Consider the following 18490-nt stretch of genomic DNA (forward strand, 5'->3'; position numbering starts at 1 on the left):
AATATAGTTATGAGATCGATCTGGAAAGGTTCAATTGGATTTGGGCTGGTTAATATCCCCGTTAAGTTATTTTCTGGCGTACAAAACAGTCATTTAGATTTGGATATGCTTGATGAACGCGACCATGAGAAAATCAGGTTTTTGCGCGTTAACGAAAAAACACATAAAGAGGTGCCCTTTGATAAAATTGTGAAAGGTTACTTCCTGAAAGATCGCTACATTGTTTTAGATAAACACGATCTGGAAGAAGCGGCTCCTGAAAAAACGAAGATTATTGAACTCGAGAATTTTGTCGACATTCAGGATATTAATCCGATATATTACGAAACTTCGTACTATTCAGAACCCGAAAAGCAGGGGAAAAAAGCGTACGCCTTGTTGTTAAAAGCATTGGTGAAATCGAAAAAAGCCGGCGTTGCCCGCTTTGTGCTGCGCAATACCGAAAATCTATGTGTTATTCACCCGATGGACAATGTAATTGTAATCACTAAAATCCGTTTTCAGCAAGAAATCAGGAGCTTATCCGAAATTAATAAGGTAGAGGATATCAATATCACTAAAAAGGAAATGGATGTAGGTATGGCCTTAATTAAACAATACAGCTCGGCATTTGATTTAGGTGCATTTAAGGACGAGTATAGTGAGGAGCTGCTTAAAATTATTAAAGCCAAGGCCAAAGGTAAGCGGGCTACTGTAAAGAAAATGAAACCACAAAAGGCAGCTAGCGATGATCTTTACGATCAGTTGATGGAAAGCCTGGGATCTAAAAAAGGAGCCTAAGGCCAAATGCATGGAGATGCAATTTGGTTAGACAAGCTCCCTGTAAACATTTGTAGCCTACCATAAGGCAGGCTACATAAAATTGCTATCAGGTTCTGGCTGGCTAATTAACCAAACTTACGTACCCGGTAAATTAACGATAACATAAAATAACGACCCAGGCGGTTTACCTGCCTGTCGACAATTACGTTATCAAATACATCTCTCGAAATGCCCGAATTCTGATCAAAAAGATCAAAACCTTCTACACGGATAGCTGCCATATCGTTTTTCATAAATTTGTACTCCATCGACAGACGTAACAGGGTAGGGTTGCGAACGGCTCCGTTATCGAATCCATTATTAATCTGCTTGCTGAAATCGTAACCCAGGGTTAGGTCTTTAAAGAAATAATTACGGCCTTCAATGCCATACTCAAAGCGGTTCGATTGGCGGTTGCTTAAATTGGTGTTGGTGTAGCTGGTCAGGTTTTGAGAATAAGACGTTTCGATCTCGAAATTGGTAATATCCTTAAGGTCTACCCTGAACTCCAGCTCTTGTCGCCACGAAATGTTTTTCGCTTCGATCCTGCTATTATCGGTAAAAGAAATGTTGTTGTTCAATTGCCCCGAACCCGAATACCCGATGGTAAACTTCCGTTCAGACGATAGTGGCTTACTGATGTTGTAATCGCCTTGTATAGTGTAGTAGCCATCGGTATTGGTGTAACTCGTTAACTGGTTTACAGTGCCGGGTACACGTGCTTTGGTGGTTACAATTTTGTCGTCAGTTCGTTCATATCTGAAATTAGCCAGAATCACTTTACCTGCACTCCAGTCGGCCAGTTTGTAGTGGGCGTTAACGCTGTGTACAAATTCCGGCTTCAAATCGGGGTTTCCGGTAATTTCATTCTGCAGGTTGGAGTTATCGGTAATTGGTTGTAACTGCAGAAAACCCGGTTGGTTATTTCTGCCCCAATAATTTACATCCAGCGACTGCTGATTAGAGAATTTATACGAAAACCTACCCGATGGGATCAGGTTAAAAGTACGGTTCTCGGTTTTAACGTTACGGCTAAGGTTCTGTCCGGTTAAAACAGCCGGCTGGGCATTAATCCCAACGGTATAATTCAACTTTTCGCCAATGTAACGGTAGTTCATACCAACTTTGTTGGTTACAAACTGATAATCGTAAATGTTGCTTAGCTGTGAATTGAAAACCTGGCTAGCACCCATTACATCGTAGGTTTCTTTCGTATTGTTGGTCGAAGTACGGTTCCAACTATAGTTAAGCTCGATAAAGGTTTTATGCCATAAAGGCTCCATGTACGATGCCCCAACGTTTAAACCGAAGTTATTGTTATCCTGATTGTTTAATTGGTTTTGAATTAACGAATCAGTTTTGCTGCCCTGTATATTAATGTACTGGTTGTACCCATTTCTGTTATTGCCACCGTTAGAGTAGTTAATGTTACTCCAGCTGCTCAGGTTACGCCCTTTTTTCGCAAACTTGTGGTTATAAAAAATATTTGCCTTGGCACTAAAGCTGCTCGAACTGTTTGCATTGGTCGATTCGCGGCGCGTAAACAGCGTATCTTGGGTAACCAACGATCCGCCGGTACTATTGCCTATACCAGTGTTATAGTTAAAGTTTGGCGAAATCTTCAGGTAGTTCATCGTATCGATTTTATACTCGAGGTTACCACCCATCCAGTGACTATAGTTATCGCTCTTATTGTTGTTTTGTGCATCTTCAATGCGATTGATGTTTTGCCCCGCATCTTGCAAAAAGTTCTGCGTGTAAGTAGTGCTGATGGTATTATTACGATCGTTGTTGAAATTATAACCGGCATCAAGCGAAAGTTTGGGGCTAAACTCATTTTTGAAGTTTAAGCCCGCTGCATTTCTGGTTGTTACCCCATCGCCTCCACCGCCACGCATATTGGCATTGGCTGAGGTTGCATCAAACGAAAGTTGTCTTTCGCCTTTCATGCTGTTACCTCTAAGGCTGGTATTATAGCGGTCGGCATTACCCACACCCGCCGAAGCACGGGCAAAATAGCCTTTCTTTTTATCTTCCTGGATGGTTAGGTTCAGGATTTTCTCGGGTTCGCCGGTTTTAATGCCGGTTAATTTAGCCTGATCACCATAGTCATCAATAAACTGCAGGTTTTTAATAATATCGGCCGGAAGGTTTTTAATGGCAGTTGCCACATCCGTTCCGAAGAAATCTTTTCCGTTAACCCGTATTTTGGTTATGGGCGATCCCTGACTGGTTACATTTCCATCTTTATCTACTTTTACGCCGGGCAGCTTTTTAAGTACTTCGTCTACAGCATCACCTTCTCTCACCGGAAAGGCTTTGGCATTAAAACTCACCGTATCTTCTGTTACTTTTACCGGGGGTACACCCGATATCACCACGGCATCGAGCGTATTGGAAGATGGCTTTAGTTTAATGTTTTCGATAGTAAGGCTGTTTCCTTTTTCAATCAGATATTGTTTGGTAAAGGTATCGTAGCCAATAAAGGCAGCCGATAAGGTAAACTGTTTGGATTTAATTTTGCCAATGATAAAGCTACCATCCGGATTGGCTGAGATGCCAACGCTATCGGTTTTCGATTTAATTCTAACTACAGCTCCGGGTAAAGGCTGTCCAGCGGTATCGAGCACGATACCCTTAACAGAATAATTTTGGGCAAAGCTGTTTGAGCAAAATCCTGCAAGCAGGAGCAGCAGCCAGGCCGACTTAATAAAAAACTTCATAATACATTTGTGTGCTATAAAGGTACACTACAGGCTTTTAAAAGCTGTGGCGCGTAATCAACATGTTACCGATTGTTCTGTAAAGGATATGTGATAAAGCAGACAATGGTCAATAGCCGGATCGAGGGGAGATGTGCAATGGCTTTTACGGGGATAATGTAAAGACTATGAAGCATTGAATGATCAAAACTTGTATCATAAATCGTCATTTCGACCGGTGCGCCTGCCTTTACAGGCGGGAGAAATCCTTTTGGCGTTTCTACACCAATCGAAATGACGGGATTAAAGGTTATTTATTGGTAATAACAGTCATTTTAACATTGGCGCTATTTTCGCTTCTGTCGCCGGTAGCAATAATGGTGTAAATTTTACCACTTTCGATTTTTACCTTTTCAAGGCTATTGATCACCTGATTATTTCCGTTTTCGCGTAAGTCGAAGTCTACCTCGGTAGCTACCGCCATGTTTTCGAAGTTGGTTGAACTTTTATAAGCCAGGTTACTAAATATGGGCTGTTTTCCGCGTACGTTTAAATCGAGCCCTTTTGCACCCTGACTTAAGTTAACAAAACGGATTTTTCCACTGTCTTTTACCGGTACATTAAGGTTATCTTCTATTAAAACAAGCGTGGGAGCGCTTGCTGTACCGCAGATAAATACCGAGTAATTGCGACCTGCGGTAAGGGTAAAATCGGTACTGGCAAGCGTAGCCGACGAACCTGTGTTGCTTACTTTAATTGTTGATTTTCCTTCAGGTACTTCGCTGTAATCGCTGTGGATCAGCGCATCGAGACTCGCTTTTTTAGTGCCATTAACGTAGAAGTCGAATTTGCCAGTAAGATCGAGGCCGTTGTTGAACGAGAGGGTAGCAGTTGTAGCTACAGGTTGATCAGTGCTGCTTTCCTTTTTGCAGGCAGCAAAACTAAGGGTTAGCAGGGTAATGGCCAGGATGTACTTCAAATAATTTACTGTTTTTTTCATAATAGAGATAGGGATTTTGTTTCGCCATAGAAACGGGCCCTGGAATCTTTTTGCTACAAGAAATCAGATTGTATCGGTTTCTTTGAGCTTTAGAGGCTGATTATCTAGGGTTTAAATTTGATATGCTAAAGGATTAAATGGAGTTATTAGCAGGATTGATGGTCGCTCAGCTATTTTTTTTTCAAACTTTTACCAAAGGGTTTACGCGAATGTGTACAGGCAGAGGCACTTCCATAGGGTAATAGATTTTAACTATTTGCACATAGAATTATGTGATTGTGATTATTGACAGGAATCCCTTAATTTTATATCAGTTCATAAATTTAAACTAACAAATCATAAGATAAAAGATGGAAAAAGACCCGAACGATATCAGCAAATGCCCGTTCCATAACGGCAGCATGAAAAACAATGTAGGTGGTGGCGGTACCAGAAATAACGACTGGTGGCCGAAGCAGTTAAAGCTTAATATTCTCCGTCAGAATTCAGCTTTATCAAATCCATCTGATCCTGATTTTAATTACGCCGAGGCTTTTAAAAGCTTAGATCTGGAAGCTGTGAAAAGTGATCTGCATACTTTGATGACTGATTCGCAGGATTGGTGGCCTGCAGATTTCGGGCATTATGGTGGTTTATTTATCCGTATGGCCTGGCATAGCGCAGGTACTTACCGGGTGGGTGATGGCAGAGGTGGCGCAGGAGCCGGATTACAGCGTTTTGCACCTTTAAACAGCTGGCCTGATAATGTGAGTTTAGATAAAGCGCGTCGGTTACTTTGGCCAATTAAACAAAAATATGGTAATAAAATTTCATGGGCCGATTTAATGATTCTTGCCGGCAATATTGCTTTAGAATCAATGGGCTTTAAAACCTTTGGCTTTGCCGGTGGTCGCGAAGATGCCTGGGAAGCTGACGAATCGGTTTATTGGGGTGCTGAAACAACCTGGTTAGGGGGCGATTTACGCTACGCACATGGCTCTGATGGTGCCGATAAAGCACATGGTGTAGTGGTAACCGACGATGATGCTGATGGTGATATCCATTCGCGTAATTTAGAAAAACCACTGGCCGCAGTACAAATGGGCTTGATTTATGTAAATCCGGAAGGGCCAGACGGCAACCCTGATCCAATTGCAGCAGCCAAAGATATTCGCGATACTTTTGGTCGCATGGCCATGAACGACGAAGAAACGGTTGCTTTAATTGCAGGCGGCCATACTTTTGGTAAAACCCATGGTGCAGCTTCTGCCGATCATGTGGGAAAAGAACCTGAAGCGGCCGATATTGCCAGTCAGGGTTTTGGCTGGAGCAGTAGTTTCGGTTCGGGTAAGGGCGCAGATACCATTACCAGCGGATTGGAAGTAACCTGGACAACCACGCCAACAAAATGGAGCAATAACTTCTTCGAAAACTTATTTGGTTATGAATGGGAATTAACCAAGAGCCCTGCGGGTGCACACCAGTGGGTAGCTAAAAATGCCGAAGCGATTATCCCCGATGCGTACGATAGTGCAAAGAAACATTTGCCAACGATGCTAACCACCGATCTTTCATTAAGGTTCGATCCGGCTTACGAAAAAATATCAAGAGGCTTCTTAGAAAATCCTGATTCATTTGCCGATGCCTTCGCGCGTGCATGGTATAAGCTTACACACCGCGATATGGGGCCGCGCGAGCGTTATCTTGGTGCCGATGTGCCGCAGGAAGAATTGCTTTGGCAAGATCCGATTCCGGCAGTAAACCACATTTTGGTTAACGAAAGCGACATTGCTTCACTAAAATCTACAATTTTGGCTTCGGGTCTTACTACCTCTGAGCTGGTAGGTACCGCCTGGGCTTCAGCTGCAACTTTCCGTGGTTCAGATAAACGCGGTGGCGCTAATGGTGGTCGTATCAGGTTAGCACCACAAAAAGATTGGAAGGTAAATAATCCGACTCAGTTGCAAAAAGTATTGGGCGTTTTGGAGAATATTCAGCAAGATTTTAATGCAGGTCAAACAGAGAATAAGCGGATTTCTTTGGCCGATTTAATCGTACTGGCTGGTAATTTAGGAGTAGAGCGTGCCACAAACAATAGCGTTAATGTTCCATTTGCTGCAGGGCGGATGGATGCTTCACAAGAGCAAACCGATGTAGAATCGTTTGGCTATTTAGAGCCGGCTGCCGATGGTTTCCGTAACTACCGCAACCCAAGGGTACCTGTGGCTACAGAAGAGCTGTTGATTGATAAGGCGCATTTATTAACTTTAACAGCACCCGAATTAACTGTGCTAATTGGTGGTTTGCGTGTGTTGGATATCAACTTTGATGGTGCTAAGCATGGTGTATTCACGCAAAATCCAGGTCAGTTAAGTAACGATTTCTTTGTGAACCTGTTGGATATGAATACGGCCTGGAAAGCCACTTCTGAGGATAGGGAACTGTATATTGGTAGCAGCCGCCAAAGCGGACAACCCAAATGGACAGCTACTCGTGCCGACCTGGTATTTGGCTCAAATGCAGAACTAAGGGCAATTGCCGAAGTTTATGCCAGCACCGATGGGCAGCAGAAATTTGTTAAAGACTTTGTAGCCGCCTGGACCAAAGTGATGAATTTAGATCGTTTTGATCTGGCTTAACAGTTTTTATTAGTCTTAAATACTGAAGGATTGCTGCATGGGGCAATCCTTTTTTTATCTCACTTCATTGTCATCCTGTGGGTTAATTTATTTCATAAAAATCACTATTAGTGACAGCCCCTTCGGAGTCGTCATTTCGAGCGGAGTGCAACGTAGTCGAGAACCACGCAGTGCTCAGCGAAGCTAAATCTGTCTCTATAGATTTCTCCATTCCGCTGCCAGTGAAAAACTGGCTTGCTCCAGTCGAAATGACGATTCTTCTATTGTGGCAGTCAATGGTAGGTGAGTTGAATAATATCGTTAAACAATGCTAGCTCACTTTTCTTAACCATAAAAGCAGATAAGCGTCCTGTAAATCTAAATGCCCTTAAATGTCTTAGGTGGTGAAAAATAACTTAAGCAATTAGCATTAAGATTCCCGCTTTCGTGGGAATGATGATCCGGAAAGTTAAATGCCCTTATATGTCTTAGGTGGTAAAAAAAAAAAATAAACAATTAGCAATAAGGACCGCTTTCGCGGCAATGATGATCCCCAAAAAACTTAACCCAACAAATACATCACTGCTAACAACGCCGGTACCGAAATCAATACCCATAAAACCAGTCCTTGCAAAATGGGTTTAAAACCAACTGAAGTAAATACCTCTCTTGATAACCCCGAGCCAATCAGAAACAAAGTAAGTGTTAAACCAACTTTAGAAAGCTGTACGATTTGGCTTCCAATAATTTTTACAAAAGGCAAATACGTATTCAACACAATAGCCAGTACAAACAAAGCAATAAAGTAGGGGATTTTGATTTTAGCCCCCTTATTCCTGAACAACAACGAGCTAAGTATAGCAATTGGAATAATCCATAAGGCCCTGGTTAACTTAACCGTGGTGGCAATTTGCAAAGCTTCAGCGCCGTATTTGCTGGCCGCGCCAACTACCGAGCTGGTATCCTGAATGGCAATCGCACTCCAAATCCCAAATTGTTGCTGCGAGAGGTGCAGACTTTGGCCGATCAGCGGGAAAATAAATAAAGCAAAGGCATTGAGAATAAAAATAGTACCTAAGGCAACACTGATTTGTTTTTCCTGAGCTTTAATTACCGGTGAGATAGCCGCAATGGCGCTACCGCCACAAATGGCTGTGCCTACTGTAATGAGAAAAGACGATTTGCGGTCTACCTTTAAAAGCCTGCCCAGTAGATAGCCCATAACCAGTGTGGTTAAGATAGATAAGATGGTAAAGGTAAAACCACTTTTGCCTGCCTGCAAGGCTGAATCTACATTCATGCCAAAACCAAGCCCAACAACCGAAAATTGGAGCAGGATATGTGTAGCCTTGTGGTTAAGGTGTAAAAAAGGATGGCCGATAGATTGTGCCACAACAATTCCCATTAAAAGTGCTACGGGAGGAGAGACAAAGGGCATCAAACACAACAAGAGAAAAGCAAAAAAGATGATTTCCCTAACTGTGACCGATTTATTCAATATTTTGTTATCCATGATTTTGTTGTTTTTACACCACAAAGATGGACAAGTAAGAAAGCGTTTAGAAATGAATAATTGCTATATCTTATAACTTAAAGTTATGAGAGGTGAGATGTTTGATGAAAATTTCCTGCAAGTCGGGTGTATCGCCCTGCTGTGTAATGAAATAGAATACACGTGTAATATCGAGTCCTTTAACATCAACCACTTTTAGTTCACCGCTTTTAAGCTCTTTGAGTATGGCGTGGATAGAAAGGAAAGCGAAAGCAGTTGTATTAAGGAGGTAAGCCTTTATACTTTCGGCACTTTCCAGTTCCAGATCCCTGTTAAGTTGCGATAAGCTTAAGCCTGCGTTTTTCAGCGCAGCAGCCACTACTTCAAGCGAACCAGAACCCGGCTCGCGCAAAACCAGGGGTAGTTTCTGGAGTTCAGTCAGGCTAATAATGGCTTTTTTGGCCATCGGATTAGTATTGCTGGTACAGAGTACAATTTCATCCTGAACAAAAGGCGTATATTTAATGTGCGGGCGTTTAGATTGTCCTTCAACTAATCCAAGGTCAATTTTATTTTCAATCAGCAGGTTTTCTATCGCTTCGGTGTTGTTCGATTTGAGCGATACCATTATATCGGGAAATTGTTGTCGGAAAGAAGCCAGATATTTGGGTAAAAAGTATTGGGCAATGGTTGTACTCGCCCCCATGCGAAGTGTTCCTTTGATATTTTTAGCGAGTGTGGAAAGCTCAAAATCAATGTTACGGTGGATGTTTATCAGGGCTTCGGCGTGTTTCAAAAGGATATTGCCAGCCTGGGTAATTTTAATTTTCGTTCCATTACGATCGAAAAGCCTGGTTTTATAAAAAGCCTCTATCTCCTGTATGTGCTTGGTAACTGCGGGTTGTGTAATAAATAATTCTTCAGCAGCCCTGGTAAAATTAAGCCGCTTGGCAACGATATAAAAAACCTTCAGTCTAAAGTCAAACATCTAAAAAATGGGTTAAGCTTTTGCAACGCGCTAAATTAACGAAATATGTGATTTAGTCAGGTAAATTAGCCCAAAGCGTGGCTGATATGCTAAAGATATGTAAATACTTAGTTCATTGATTACAGTTTACGATTAAATCCGGGCATATGTTTTATTTTTGCAGCCGAATAATACCTAAAAGGGATGATGAACATAACCGACCTGATTATAAGCGATAAAGAACAGATCCAGTTAAATGATTTGTTTTTAGACGAATATAACCGAACCATGCTTAACCAGCTGATCAGAGAGCATAGTTACATAGAACAGCTGCGCAAGTACGAATTGCCGGTTAATAATAAAGTGATGTTGCATGGTAGCTCGGGTTGTGGTAAAACCACTACTGCTAAAGCCATTGCAGCTGCTCTGGGTAAGAACCTGCTGGTGCTTAATCTCAGCAATGTAATCAGCGCCCGCTTAGGTGAAACCGCCCAGCATGTTAAAATGGTTTTCGATAAGGCCAAACGCGAGAAAGCGGTTCTTTTTCTCGACGAGTTTGATCAGATCGGTAAGGCCAGGAGCGAAGGCGATAAAGATGTGGGCGAAATGCATAGGTTGGTTAATACGATGATTCAGATGATTGATTATTTCCCTGAAAACGCGCTGTTAATCTGTGCCACCAATTACGAATCATTTATCGATCCGGCTTTGTTAAGGCGTTTTCAGCTTCGCTTAAGTTTTACCATGCCTGGCAACGGAGTGTTGGATGCTTACTACGATAAACTGCTTTCGCGTTTTCCTGAGCATATCCGGATCATTGAGCGCAAATATGGTATTTCCTTTGCCGAAGCCAAAGATCATGCTTATCGCCTGGTTAAAGATGCGCTAATCAGTGAATTTGAGCTGCAAGCAACTTTGAGTGAGGTAGAAGAAACCCAAACACTGGTTAATTAGCATTCAAATACAGGCATGTTACAAAACCGGGTAAATCCATTTGGCGAAATCATTAAAACCAGGCATAGGGGCAGCTGGCTGGGTAACCGTGGTGTAATCCACAACAACACTCAAGAAATTGTACGCCAGTTTAAAGTTAAAGCATGGATAACCTGTGTGCTCGAATTTAGGGGCAGGCACCGTGAGGTGATGCAACCCAATCGTTGGACCGAGCTTTTCTTTTTAGACGAAGCTACTGCTTTTGCAGCCGGACACAGGCCCTGCTTTCAGTGCCGCTATGCAGATCACCAACGTTTTAAAATATTTTGGCTAAAAGGTAATCCAGGGTATCAGTTCAACATGAAAACCGCTGTAAGCGAAATAGATAATATCCTCCACAACGAAAGGATTACAGCCGATAAAACGAAAGCTTATTACCACGAAAGTTTGGATGTATTGCCTGACGGGACTTTTGTGTCTTATCAAAACAATCCTTATCTCGTTAAAGATAAACAACTGTACCTGTGGACACCAGCAGGTTATGAGGAGCCTGTTCCTTTTCCCGTTTTGGATAAAATAGCGGTATTAACGCCTAAATCCTTTGTAAATATGTTCGCTGCCGGCTATGTGCCACAGATGTTGGCTTAGCTTTTTTACTGAATGCTGAGATTAGCTAAAAAATCTCAATCTTTCTTGGTTTTGTCTCTATTTGGCACCTTGCCCTTAAGTTCAATTGATAAAATATTATCATTGCTGTTCAACACACAACACAATGAACTTAAGTATTACACCAAACGGCCTGTTAAAAACCAAACAGCATTTCGAAATTTTAGATGGTCTCAGAGGACTGGCTGCGGTAGCGGTCGTCGTTTTTCATTTTATGGAGTTTGCTACTCCCGACTACAAAGACAACTTTATTGCACATGCTTACCTGGCAGTCGATTTCTTTTTCTGCCTTTCGGGTTTCGTTATTGCCTATGCTTACGATCACAAAATAGCCGATCTGGGTATTATTCCTTTCTTAAAACTCAGGTTCATCCGCCTGCATCCGCTCGTAATTATCGGTTCCGTTATTGGTGTATTGGCTTTCATTTTCGATCCATTTAGTAATCTTCAGGCGGTTTATGGCTTTGGACAAACCTTTATTATGTTTCTTTCTTCATGCTTTATGGTGCCTTATCCGCTGGTGCAGGAGCGTTATTTTAATCTCTTCCACCTCAATCCGCCAACCTGGTCGTTATTTTGGGAGTATATTGCCAACATTGCTTATGCGGTGTTGCTCATTAAATTGCCCAATAAGGTACTGTGGTTCCTAACCGCAATTGCTGCGGTAATGCTGGGCTTCGAGGCGCAAAAGGCAGGTTACCTGGGCGTAGGGTGGGGTGGCGATAATTTTTTAGGCGGGGGCATCAGGGTTATGTATGCTTTCCTCGCCGGAATTTTAGTGTACCGTTCTAAATGGATTATCCGTTCGAAACTGGGCTTCGTTTCAATGGGAATTTTACTTCTGGCGGTTTTTCTTGTCCCATTCTCCAAAGCAAATTCCATTATCGATCCGCTTCTGGTAATAATTTATTTTCCTTTTTTAGTGGCCCTGGGGGCCGGCGCTACACTGCAACCAAAGCTGGCCAAAATCTGTAAATTCTCAGGCGATATCTCTTATCCGCTTTATGTAATCCATTACCCTTTTCTTTGGCTCTTTTTAAGTTATATCGAAGTGAATAAGCCCACTATGGCAACTATGCAATGGCTCATCCCTACAGGAACAATTGCATTGGTTTTGCTGGCCTATGGCATACTTGTTTTTGTCGATCTTCCTGTGCGGAAATACCTTAAAAGTATTATGTTTAAAAGGACTTAGACCATTGGATATTCACCTTTTTTAATCATCATATCAATTTCTGACTGGTAAAGATTCTCTTTTTTATATTTATCTGTTGTTTTAATTAATCTTCATAAGTTATTGATTATAAAAATTATAAAATGATTATTTTTAAGCTTTTGTCATTTTAATAACGCATTGATCTGAGCAGGATCGTGACCAGTTAGATTCGTTTTCTAAAACTAACCATATTAGTATTTCCAATAGTGTGAAATTTATGAATTGAATTTGAAAGTTAGTCGTTTTTGGGAGAAAAGATTCTGGCAGAAATGCTATTATTTTTAGTAATTATTTTGTAGGTTTGTTTGTCCCTACAAAATAATTATGATCGAGTTAGATTATTTCTTTACGCAAAATGATGAAAAATCAGGCCATTATCAGCTTATTCAGTTTGCGCAGAACGAGCCATGGCGTTTGGTACAAGATGGAGAGCTATTGGGGAGTTTAGAAAAGTGGAATGGTAAATGGCAGCAGTTAAGTGGCAATCCACTTTCTGATGCTTTGCTGCAGGGCATCAGTAAAATGATCGAATCGCAGCACTATCATCAGCTCCCTGCGCAGCTCTTATCACGCTGGGGAAATGTAATTGCCGAAGTGGTTACTAAATCAGATCATGAGTACCTGATCATTTGTAAAGAGGAGGTGAGTTTCAGAAGTTTTGTAACCATATTCTCAAAGTTTGTTTCTACTATGCTTAAAGATGAATGGCCGGTAAGTTTTAAGCTTTTTAACGCTGATTTTAGCGAAGATTTCGAACTTACCGCCCATCCTGTTAAAGCAAGCTATAGCTTTGGTTGGAAAGATTGAAGCTACCAGCCAATACCATAATCTTCGCCATGGTTACTCGAACCACCCCATAATGTACCATGTTCACGGTCAAAATAAATGGCATTAATAGGCCCGCTGGTGCGATCGCCAAAACTGAGTATATAGCCCATATTTTTTAAGGCCGTTCGTACTTCTTCTTTCGTATTGCTGTTGAGTAAAATTTGTCCGGCTTTTGGTGCCCTGTCTGCTGTTTTGCTTCCACCCAGCGAAAGCCACAATTGGTTGGTGTTAAAGTTGGCGGCTTCGGTTGCCTTTTGCACCGTCATGCCAAACTCTGCCATATTTAAAAAGAACTGTAACAGGTTCTGATCTTGCGTATCGCCACCTTGTACAGCCGCCGATACATAGGGTTTGCCATCCTTTAAAAATAGTGATGGCGATAGGGTTACCCTTGGCCGTTTGCCGGGCGCTACTACATTAAATGGGTTTAGGGTAGAGTCGAGCACAAAGCTTTGCATACGCTGGCTCATGCCAATGCCCGTATTGCCGGCAATGCAGGCAGGTAACCAGCCACCGCTTGGTGTAACCGAAACTACCCAGCCTTCTTTATCAGCAGCCTCTATAGAAGTTGTTCCTCTCCATAAGCGGTCTTCATACACTTCCTTTGGCGTATAGTTCCCTAAATCATGTTTCGGGGCAAAGTTGCGTTTGGTCGTATCAATTTCAAAACCCCGGCTTTTTAGCAGGTTAAGGTAGGGGTTCTTTTGTCCATGGAAAGGATATGGGTCGCCAGGACCAATTTTAGCGTCGTTTTTTTCAAACTGAATTAACGATGCACGTTGTTTGGCATAATCTTTACTCAATAAGCCTTTCATGGGTTCTGTAGGTGCCTGATTGGGATCGCCATAGTAAAAGTCACGGTCGGCAAAGGCCATGTTCATTGCCTGGTAAACCGTATGGATATATTTCGGACTGTTATAGCCCATTTCTTTCAGGTTAAAATTTTCGAGGATATTTAAGGCCTGCAAAAGCATCGGCCCTTGTGTCCACTGTTGCAGTTTGTACACCTCAATGCCTTTGTAATTGGTAGTTAAGGGCGCTTCTTCAATGGGTTTCCATTTGGCCATGTCTTCCATGGTAATTAAACCGCCTTGTTCTTTGCTGCCCCTTACAAACTCACGGGCAATGTCTCCTTTGTAAAAACGATCATAAGCAGCCATTAAAGCCTCTTTGCGGCTTTTCCCTTTTTTCAGGGCTTCTTTTTCGGCTTCAACCATTTTGGTTAAAGTGCCAAGCAGGTCCTTTTGAACAAAAATTTCTCCTCCTGCGGGTGCTTCGCGTTTTTCGCCAGGATGAGTTAAAAATACTTTTTTGCTGTATGGCCAGGTTTTAATGCGTTCTTTATCGCGCTCTATGCTGTTGGCTGCCTGCGCTTCTATAGCGTAACCTGCCGCCATCTGCATTGATGGAGCCAATACCTGCCCAAGGCTCATGGTGCCATATTGGCTCAGCATGTAAATTAATCCACCGGGCGTACCAGGTGTTGTGGCTGCCAGCGGACCATATTCAGGCGGAAAATTATAACCTTTACTTCTGAAAAAATCGACAGTTGCACCTGTTGGCGCAATACCCATGGCGTTAATGGCGATTACTTTGCCCGTTTTAGGATTGTAGATGAGCGCTTGTGTTTCACCTCCCCAGCTTAGTGTATCCCACATGGTGCAGGTAGCGGCCAGCATGGCACAGGCTGCATCTACAGCGTTACCCCCTTGCTGGAAAATCATCGATCCGGCAGTGGCCGCCATTGGTTTTCCGGTAATGGCCATCCAATTACTGCCATATAACATGGGTTTTTGGGTTTGCTGGGCCATGGTGCGTGCAGTTACCATGCCGCATAAAAGAAACAGAACAAGCTTTTTCATGAAACTAAGGTAAAAAAAGCCCGATTCAAGCCCGCAAGATAATGCAAACATGTTTGTTACAATATGTGGTCAGCAGGCTGTATATCACAGGCCTAAGCCCTTCAAGCCTATACCAAAGCCAAAAGAGACTATAATTTTACAAATCTAGGTTTAAAAAACTGTGAGTTTAAATAACTTTGTCCTTTCGGTTGTATTAAAAAAACGATTTAACTAGATTTAAATTTTTAAAAATCAAATGCTTTTAATAATTCTCAACAGCATCTTCTGTTTATCCTTTATCGGTTTCGCTTATGTTAACCTCAACGATGAAGATCCTTACCTTTGGGTATCTATTTACATGAGCGCTGCAATTTGTTGTGGTTTAGCTGTTTTTGGTCTGTACTATCCTTTGGTTTATTTGTTCTTAATGGCCTTTTATCTTGTTTATGCCACTATTCTGTTTTTTGCAAAAGATGGCGTTCGCGATTGGGTAATGAAATATAAAAGACCCAGTTTGGTAGAGAGCATGCAGGCTACAAAACCTTATATCGAACAAACAAGAGAGTTTTTTGGCTTATTGATTATTACAGGAGCACTGCTAATCGATTATCTGGTAGCCGCGGGCACCGTCTAAAAAGCATTGATCCTAAATTTCGTGATGATGAAAGCATGTGATGTGGTAACAGCAAATAAATTGTTACTGGATATTATTAAAACCAACTTAAGCGGCGAGGCACTGAACTGGGTTGAAGCCTGGGAAGCAACGCCAGATCAGATAAATGGGTTAGGAAAAGCCTTTGTAATGGCACCGCGCAAAACCGGGAAAGCTATTGTTCAGCCTTCAGTATTGCAGTTAGCGGCACTGGAAGATGCAGGATTAGCTAACGTATCGCAATGGAGTATCGACAGACTTTTCAGGGTTTGGTTATTGGGAAATTTGCCAGCTACCGCTCAGGATAAGTTATATGCTGCTATCGATCAGTTATTCTTGTCGGCAGAAATGAACGAAGCTGTGGCATTGTACTCAGCGCTTCCTTTTTTACCTTTTCCGGCCATTTGGGCAAAGCGTTGTGCCGAAGGAATCCGGAGTAATATCGGTTCGGTATTGGAGGCCATTATGGAAAACAATCCTTATCCTGCGCAATATCTCGATGAAGCAGCATGGAACCAGCTGGTATTAAAAGCATTCTTTACCGAGAAAAATATTAACCTCATTGTTGGCTTAGATGAGAGAGATAACCTTGAACTGGCTTTAACGTTAACCGATTATGCTAAAGAACGTTGGGCTGCCGGACGTAAAGTAAATCCGCAGTTGTGGCGCCTGGTGGGTAAGTTTACCAATGAGGAGATTTTTGAAGTATTAAAAACCGGTTTACAACATTACGATCAGGTAGAACAACGCGCTATTGCACTGGCAGTTGCTGCTTCTGATTATGAACCGGCAAAAGATTATATTGATACTTTTCCTGAGCTTAAAGCCGTTTTAGCAGAAGGCAGTTTAAGCTGGGATAAATTTTAACATTAGAAAGAAAAATATAGATTACATATGTGTTGCAGTAATTCAATTGAAAGAGATAAAGCGATGATGGGAGAGCCTGAAGCGTTTGATATTAGTGTGGTAAGTGGCATGAAATTCTTCGATCCACATGTTCACATGACTTCCAGAACAACCGACGATTACCAGGCGATGGCCGATGCCGGAGTAGTTGCATTAATAGAACCTGCATTTTGGCTGGGGCAGCCACGTACAGGCTTAGATAGCTTCAGGGATTATTACAGCAGTTTAATCGGTTGGGAAAGGTTCCGTTCATCGCAGTTTGGCATTAAACATTATTGCACCATTGGTTTAAATTCGAGAGAGGCCAACAACGAAAGTCTGTCGGAGCAGGTAATGGAAATTTTGCCACTGTTTATTTATAAAGAAGGTGTGGTAGGGATTGGCGAAATAGGCTTTGATGACCAGACTGCTGCAGAAGAAAAATATTACAGGTTGCAGTTGGAACTGGCAAAAGAAGCTGGCCTTCCGGTGCAAATCCACACGCCGCACCGCGATAAGAAAAAAGGTACGCAACGCAGCATGGATATTGCTATTGAGCACGGATTAGATCCTTACAGCATCATTATCGATCACAACAATGAAGAAACCGTAAAAGAAGTATTAGACAGAGGTTTTTTTGCTGCTTTTACCATTTATCCTTTTACCAAAATGGGTAACGAACGTATGGTCGAGATTGTAAAACAATATGGTCCTGAACGCATTATGGTTAACTCAGCCGCCGATTGGGGGATCAGCGATCCGCTTGCTGTGCCTAAAACTGCAGCTTTAATGAAAATGCGTGGTTTAAGCAACGAAGCTATCGAACTGGTAACCTACCGCAATGCCATTACAGCCTTTGCCCAAAGCGGACAGATTGATGAAGCTGATTTTAATGCGCCACAAAGTATCGATCAATCTGTAAAATTTGAAGGCAATACCATTTTACGTGGCGGACAACAACCACGTACAGATAAATCATCAATAATCATTAGCTAGTACCTTGAAAAAAATAATCGTTTACCTGCGCATTATGCGCCCGGCAAATGTGGTTACTTCGGTAGCCGATATTTTAGCTGGTATTGCTATTTCCGGTATTTTAACTGCGGGTTTTGTCGTTCCATGGTTATCTGTTTTTTATTTATGCGCATCTACTGCCTGCCTTTACGCAGGAGGTATTGTTTTTAACGATGTTTTTGATGCCGAATTGGATAAGATAGAACGTCCGGAAAGGGCTATTCCAAGTGGAATTATTAGCCTGCAAAATGCCACACTTTTGGGCAGCCTGTTATTATTGGCAGCTATTGGTCTGGCTTTTTTGAACAGTGTAGAATCAGGCACGTTAGCGATTTTGGTCGCTATATTTGCTTTGCTTTACAATAAATTTGGCAAGCATCATTCGTTTTTTGGACCTTTAAACATGGGGCTATGCCGTGGTTTTAACCTTTTGTTAGGCTTAAGTATAGTACCCGAAATGCTTTACAGTCACTATTACCTGGCCATTATTCCGGTAATTTATATTTTCTCGATCACGATGACAAGTCGTGGAGAGGTGCATGGCGGTACGGCTAAGAATTTATACATGGCTGCTTTGTTATATGGCATCGTAATCTGTGCCATTGCTTATTTTGCTTTTATTAACGACAGGTTATGGTGGTCGCTGCTGTTTTTATTGCCTTTTGCCTTTATGATTTTTAAACCATTGTTAAAAGCCATTAAGCAACCAATTGGTAAAAACATTGGTGCAGCGGTTAAAGCTGGTGTAATATCCTTAATTTTGATGGATGCCGCCTGGGCAGTAACTTTCGATGCATTGATCCTCGCTTTTGTAATTGCGGCATTGCTACCCGTTTCGATGTGGCTCTCTAAATTATTTGCCGTAACCTGATCCGATTTAACCTGATTATCCAATT

Annotated in this window: 15 protein-coding genes; 10 read left to right on the forward strand and 5 right to left on the reverse strand. The window is 42.0% G+C overall.

Going from position 1 to position 18490, the window contains the following annotated elements; all coding sequences use genetic code 11:
• Positions 1-9 precede the first annotated feature (9 nt).
• Complete coding sequence (gene ku / locus HWV58_RS23145) at positions 10-780, forward strand: non-homologous end joining protein Ku (RefSeq protein ID WP_175636383.1); 771 nt, start codon at positions 10-12, stop codon at positions 778-780.
• 107 nt (positions 781-887) lie between these two features.
• On the opposite strand, the gene HWV58_RS23150 is transcribed toward ku, so the two are convergent.
• Together HWV58_RS23150 and HWV58_RS23155 are read right to left on the reverse strand one after the other, a co-directional pair.
• Positions 888-3524, reverse strand: a complete 2637-nt coding sequence (locus HWV58_RS23150) for a TonB-dependent receptor (protein WP_175636384.1) — start codon at positions 3522-3524, stop codon at positions 888-890.
• A 289-nt stretch (positions 3525-3813) separates the two neighbouring features.
• Entirely contained in the window at positions 3814-4503 is a 690-nt protein-coding gene (locus HWV58_RS23155) for a DUF4397 domain-containing protein (RefSeq protein WP_175636385.1), read from the reverse strand.
• 350 nt (positions 4504-4853) lie between these two features.
• On the opposite strand from HWV58_RS23155, the gene katG reads away from it, so the two are divergent.
• On the forward strand, positions 4854-7121 hold the full coding sequence (katG, locus tag HWV58_RS23160) for a catalase/peroxidase HPI (protein ID WP_175636386.1): 2268 nt from the start codon (positions 4854-4856) through the stop codon (positions 7119-7121).
• A gap of 541 nt (positions 7122-7662) precedes the next feature.
• On the opposite strand, the gene HWV58_RS23165 is transcribed toward katG, so the two are convergent.
• Together HWV58_RS23165 and HWV58_RS23170 are read right to left on the reverse strand one after the other, a co-directional pair.
• On the reverse strand, positions 7663-8613 hold the full coding sequence (locus tag HWV58_RS23165) for a YeiH family protein (protein ID WP_175636387.1): 951 nt from the start codon (positions 8611-8613) through the stop codon (positions 7663-7665).
• 70 nt (positions 8614-8683) lie between these two features.
• Positions 8684-9580 carry a LysR family transcriptional regulator gene (locus HWV58_RS23170; protein WP_175636388.1) on the reverse strand — a complete coding sequence of 299 codons (897 nt, stop codon included), beginning with the start codon at positions 9578-9580 and terminating at the stop codon, positions 8684-8686.
• Between the two features lie 183 nt (positions 9581-9763).
• Between HWV58_RS23170 and HWV58_RS23175 the strand changes: the two genes are divergently transcribed.
• The 4 genes from HWV58_RS23175 (at position 9764) to HWV58_RS23190 (ending at position 13181) form a co-directional block, all read left to right on the forward strand.
• Positions 9764-10513, forward strand: coding sequence for an AAA family ATPase (locus tag HWV58_RS23175; RefSeq protein ID WP_235972805.1), 750 nt, complete (start codon positions 9764-9766; stop codon positions 10511-10513).
• 15 nt (positions 10514-10528) lie between these two features.
• Positions 10529-11140, forward strand: coding sequence for a hypothetical protein (locus HWV58_RS23180; RefSeq protein WP_175636389.1), 612 nt, complete (start codon positions 10529-10531; stop codon positions 11138-11140).
• Between the two features lie 124 nt (positions 11141-11264).
• Entirely contained in the window at positions 11265-12353 is a 1089-nt protein-coding gene (locus tag HWV58_RS23185) for an acyltransferase family protein (RefSeq protein WP_175636390.1), read from the forward strand.
• A gap of 345 nt (positions 12354-12698) precedes the next feature.
• Positions 12699-13181, forward strand: coding sequence for a hypothetical protein (locus tag HWV58_RS23190; RefSeq protein ID WP_175636391.1), 483 nt, complete (start codon positions 12699-12701; stop codon positions 13179-13181).
• 2 nt (positions 13182-13183) lie between these two features.
• On the opposite strand, the gene HWV58_RS23195 is transcribed toward HWV58_RS23190, so the two are convergent.
• Positions 13184-15064, reverse strand: a complete 1881-nt coding sequence (locus HWV58_RS23195; RefSeq protein WP_175636392.1) for a gamma-glutamyltransferase family protein — start codon at positions 15062-15064, stop codon at positions 13184-13186.
• Between the two features lie 235 nt (positions 15065-15299).
• Here HWV58_RS23195 and HWV58_RS23200 point away from each other — a divergent pair, with 235 nt between their 5' ends.
• The 4 genes from HWV58_RS23200 to eboC are packed head-to-tail and all read left to right on the forward strand — an operon-like array spanning position 15300 to position 18465.
• Positions 15300-15677, forward strand: a complete 378-nt coding sequence (locus HWV58_RS23200; protein ID WP_175636393.1) for a transmembrane 220 family protein — start codon at positions 15300-15302, stop codon at positions 15675-15677.
• A 24-nt stretch (positions 15678-15701) separates the two neighbouring features.
• Positions 15702-16562: an EboA domain-containing protein gene (locus tag HWV58_RS23205; protein WP_175636394.1), complete on the forward strand. Its 861-nt coding sequence runs from the start codon at positions 15702-15704 to the stop codon at positions 16560-16562.
• A 27-nt stretch (positions 16563-16589) separates the two neighbouring features.
• Entirely contained in the window at positions 16590-17576 is a 987-nt protein-coding gene (locus HWV58_RS23210) for a TatD family hydrolase (RefSeq protein WP_175636395.1), read from the forward strand.
• A 4-nt stretch (positions 17577-17580) separates the two neighbouring features.
• Positions 17581-18465, forward strand: a complete 885-nt coding sequence (eboC, locus tag HWV58_RS23215; protein WP_235972806.1) for a UbiA-like protein EboC — start codon at positions 17581-17583, stop codon at positions 18463-18465.
• Positions 18466-18490: the final 25 nt, after the last annotated feature.

Origin of the sequence: Pedobacter ghigonis, from assembly GCF_903166585.1 — a bacterium.
Taxonomy (GTDB): Bacteria; Bacteroidota; Bacteroidia; order Sphingobacteriales; family Sphingobacteriaceae; genus Pedobacter; species Pedobacter ghigonis.